The organism is Oleiphilus sp. HI0080 (assembly GCF_001635135.1).
The window spans coordinates 1-4,612 of record NZ_LWFU01000391.1 but is presented as its reverse complement, the minus strand read 5'-3'; the positions used below and the strand labels follow the sequence as shown (position 1 = coordinate 4,612).

4 protein-coding genes are annotated in these 4,612 nt (G+C 47.7%); all 4 read left to right on the top strand.

Annotation, left to right across the window (positions count from 1 at the left end; genetic code table 11):
• A partial coding sequence (locus A3751_RS06835) for an aconitase family protein (RefSeq protein ID WP_068453690.1) occupies positions 1 to 1,890 on the top strand: 1,890 nt, incomplete at its 5' end.
• A 301-nt stretch (positions 1,891 to 2,191) separates the two neighbouring features.
• Entirely contained in the window at positions 2,192 to 3,430 is a 1,239-nt protein-coding gene (locus tag A3751_RS06830) for a triacylglycerol lipase (protein WP_068453688.1), read from the top strand.
• Between the two features lie 80 nt (positions 3,431 to 3,510).
• Complete coding sequence (locus A3751_RS06825; RefSeq protein WP_068453686.1) at positions 3,511 to 3,918, top strand: MerR family transcriptional regulator; 408 nt, start codon at positions 3,511 to 3,513, stop codon at positions 3,916 to 3,918.
• A gap of 3 nt (positions 3,919 to 3,921) precedes the next feature.
• Positions 3,922 to 4,612, top strand: a 691-nt coding sequence (locus A3751_RS06820) for a permease (RefSeq protein WP_197466213.1), incomplete at its 3' end; no start/stop codon positions are given.

The window sequence follows — 4,612 nt, the reverse complement described above, 5'->3', positions numbered from 1 at the left end:
AAGAAAGTAGATGCTGCGGGCAATGTTGTGACAGATGAAAATGGCGACCCAGTGCTTGAAGAGAAATTCTCCGTAGCAACAGGCACGGTTCTAACCATCGATACCAAAGCCAAGAAGCTGTACAACGGAGAGACCGAACTGACTGACGTTTCGGATGCATTCACACCTCAAAAAGTTGAGTTCATGAAAGCAGGCGGTTCTTACGCGGTAACCTTCGGTAAGAAAATCCAGACGTTCGCAGCCGAAACCCTCGGTATTGAGGCTCCTGATGTTTACGCTGCATCTAAAGAAATTTCTCACGAAGGCCAAGGTCTTACAGCTGTTGAGAAAATATTCAACCGTAATGCGGTGGGTGTTAAATCTGCCACACCTCTTCACACCGGCTCTGACGTTCGCGTGAAGGTTAACATTGTCGGTTCTCAGGACACGACTGGCCCAATGACTTGTCAGGAACTGGAAGCCATGGCGGCTTCGACGATTTCTCCAAGCGTCGATGGTGCATTCCAGTCTGGCTGTCACACCGCTTCGGTATGGGACAGCAAAGCAAAGGCGAACACGCCTAAGCTAATGGCGTTCATGAATGCGTTCGGCGTGATCACAGCACGTGATCCGAAAGGCGTTTACCATTCAATGACAGACGTTATTCACAAAGTATTGAACGACATTACTGTTGACGATCGCGCAATCATCATCGGTGGTGACTCGCATACTCGTATGTCTAAGGGCGTCGCGTTTGGTGCTGACTCTGGTACGGTTGCTATCGCGCTTGCAACTGGCGAATGTGCAATGCCAATCCCTGAGTCTGTAAAAGTAACATTTAAAGGCAGCATGAAGTCTCACATGGACTTCCGCGACATCGTACACGCAACGCAAGCTCAAATGCTTAAGAAGTTCGGCGGCGAAAACGTCTTCCAGGGTCGCGTTATCGAAGTACAAATTGGCACTCTATTAGCAGACCAAGCGTTCACGTTCACCGATTGGACTGCAGAAATGAAAGCGAAAGCTTCGATCTGTATTTCTACAGACGACACGTTAATTCAGTCTCTAGAGCTCGCAAAATCTCGTATCCAAATCATGATCGACAAAGGCATGGATAACGATGCCAAGATGTTACAAGGCCTAATCGACCTAGCAGACAAGCGTATTGCTGGCATCAAGTCTGGTGAAGAACCAGCGCTTGCTCCAGATGACAACGCGAAGTACTACGCTGAGTTGGTTGTTGACCTAGATGCAATCGAAGAACCGATGATTGCTGACCCAGACGTTAACAATGAAGACGTATCTAAGCGTTACACGCACGACGTAATCCGTCCTACGTCATACTACGCGGATCGTAAAGTTGACTTAGGCTTTGTTGGCTCTTGTATGGTGCATAAAGGCGACATGCAAATTATCGCTGCGATGCTTCGCAACCTGGAGAAGAAAGGCCCTATTACATTCAAAGCGCCTCTTGTTGTTGCTCCACCAACATACAACATTGTTGATGAGCTAAAAGCGGAAGGCGATTGGGATATCCTAGCGAAATATGCAGGCTTCGTTTTCGATGATGAGCATCCAAAAGAAGCAGCGCGTACTCAGTACGAAAACATCCTTTATCTTGAGCGTCCTGGATGTAACCTGTGCATGGGTAACCAAGAGAAAGCTGCACCTGGTGACACCGTCATTGCGACATCTACTCGCCTGTTCCAAGGCCGTGTTGTTGAGGACTCCTCAGAGAAGAAAGGCGAATCGCTATTAGGTTCGACCCCAATGGTTGTTCTCTCGACTGTCTTGGGTCGTTTCCCAAGCTTAGAGGAATACAAAGAAGCAGTAGAAGGTATTAACCTCACTTCGTTCGCACCACCATCTGAAGATCTGAGCGTCAAAGCTCAACCAATCAAAATGGTATAAGCGAAAGCACGGAAGAGCCCGACACTCACATGAGTGTCGGGCTTTTTTTTGCGACCAATAAAACGGCTATCGGACCTCACCACCCCTCACTTCTGAAACCTAAAGACCAAACAGCGACAGCGCAAACTACATTGCAACAACGAGCGCTGAATACCCTGACGTGACGCTACTCACGATCGATATAACTTGACCAATACGGAGTAGCTAGGCTTACTTGTTATATATGCTTGGTCTAAGACAGCAGCCTCTTGGATCAGCACTGCCATCGAACATCAAGAATTAGGCACTTCGAGTAGATACAATGAGTCAAAATCTGATCAAGCTTCAGGGTATTTTAAATGGCGTTTTTGGTGACTCTCTTGCAGAGGACGAGAGCAGTCTGGCCATCGACATGGCATTTTATCATTACAACTACCGCCTTAATCTAAACGAATCAATTGCTGAGCAGGTAGAACTGCCGATCAGCAATAAGCTTATTATCTTCGTTCACGGTTTAACGAATACAGAGTCTATCTGGGACTACGAGACTGCGGACAAGCACACCACTAATTATGGCCATCAGTTAGAAGCAGAGCGCGGCTACACACCTCTTTTTGTGCGCTACAACAGCGGGCTAGCCATCAAAGAAAATGGCCAAGAGCTTAGCGAAAAAATTCAACAACTGTTTGAGCACTATCCGTTGCCTATCGACGAACTCATCCTCGTCGGGTTCAGCATGGGTGGACTGTTGATACGCCATGCCCAGCTTGATTTTGACAAAGGCTGGACCAACAAGTTACATGCTTGCGTTTACATTGGCACGCCACACGAGGGAGCAAAGCTCGAGCGGGCTGGAAAGACGACCAGCAACCTGATTAAAAGCCTCACACAACCGTATCTCAACATCTGGCACTCTTGGGCTGAACTGCGAAGCCAGGGCATAAAAGACCTGCATGATGGCTTCAAAGACAACAAAGAAGCGTTTCATTCGACTGCCAAGCACTGCTTCATAAGCGGCGGACTTCTCAAATCGACATCCGATATCGCCGAGCTTATTGAAAATGCATTCATTGGAGATAGCCTGGTAGTTAAAAGCAGCGCACACCCCGATGTAGCATTAGAAGAACGAGAGAACCAACACTTCAGTGGCCTTGACCATTTTACGCTTGCACGTAGCCCACAAGTCTACAAATTCTTATCGCCCTGGATAGAGGCTCAACGAGAAAAAAGCATACCGCTGAGAATACTGCACCCTGTTCTGCCAAACAAAAACACACCCTTATTTCTCGCTCAAGCAGACGGTTCCTACCTCAGTGATTCAATACGTTTTGCTCTGCAAATGGGCCACAAAGTTTCACACACTGCACATACCATGCATGATTCGATTAGCAACGAGTACTATGATCGCTTCCATGCACTGCCCGTCATCAACCTCTTCTCCAAACCCATAGAAACAGGGCACAAATCGATATCGACGCCGATTTTCAAAACAGTAGGACAGGCACTAAAGATCACCGAAAAGTCGCTTGCCAAGCGCTCACCCAACAAGACCACCAAGTAAGTAAATACGCAGTAAAGGCTTGACCTTACAGTAGCTGTAAGCTTTATTCTTCCTAGAATCAGCTCTCCAGGGGTATTGAGATGAACATCGGTCAGGCAGCAAAACGCAGCGGATTAAGCGATAAAACCCTTCGCTATTATGAAAGCATTGGGCTGGTAAGCAGTCAGCGCGCCAACAATGGCTATCGTAACTACGAAGAGGCGCAAATCAATGAGTTGCGGTTTCTTGCCTCCGCTAGAAAAGTTGGTTTCACAATTGAAGAATGCAGGACCTTACTGGAACTATTCCGTAATCAACATCGGCACAGCAAACACGTCAAAGGCTTCGTACTCGATAAGGTAAGCCATATAGAAGAACAGATTCGAACTCTCGAAACGATTAAATCTTCTCTACTAGATCTCGCTAACCAATGCCGTGGCGATGAAGAAGCGCAGTGCGCAATTATAGCGGGGCTGAGCAATGGTGACCTGATGAGCGGAAAGGAATAAAACATGCGCGATAAAGATAATCAGCACTGCATATCAAGTAACAAAATAGAGTCCGAGCAAGGCGCGGATTGTGTGCACGAACAAACCACCCCTGCGTCATGCAAGTCGGACATGACCTCAAGTTGTTGTGCGCCAAAGCCTATCGAAACGAACTCGTGCCACGATACCAAACAAGAAGAAAACTGCTGCGCCCCGGCGCCCAATAAAACCGATTGGTTACTTTGGGGATCATTGATTGGCGTGTCCGTCTTCTATTTACTGAGTTTTCTAGATCTTGAGCACAGCCATTGGCTAGGCGCATTTAGCCACAGCGTTCGCGACTTAATGCATGTCATGTGGTGGGGGCTTGCTCTTGGCATTCTCATGGTTGGCTTGCTAAGTCAAATTCCGCAGAATTTCGTTCTATCTGTGCTCGGCAAAGGAGGCACGAAGACAGGCTTATTGCGTGCGACATTCGCGGGTGTTTTCATGGATTTATGCAGCCACGGCATCCTCATGGTTGGAATGGAATTGCGACGCAAGGGCGCGAGTCTTGGCCAGGTTATGGCTTTTCTGATTGCAAGTCCTTGGAACTCCCTATCACTTACGCTGATTATGATTGCGTTAATCGGGCTTCCTTGGACCTTAGCTTTCATTGCTCTATCGATGGTGATCGGGCTTCTGGCAGGCTGGCTCTTTGACCGCTTAGAAGAGA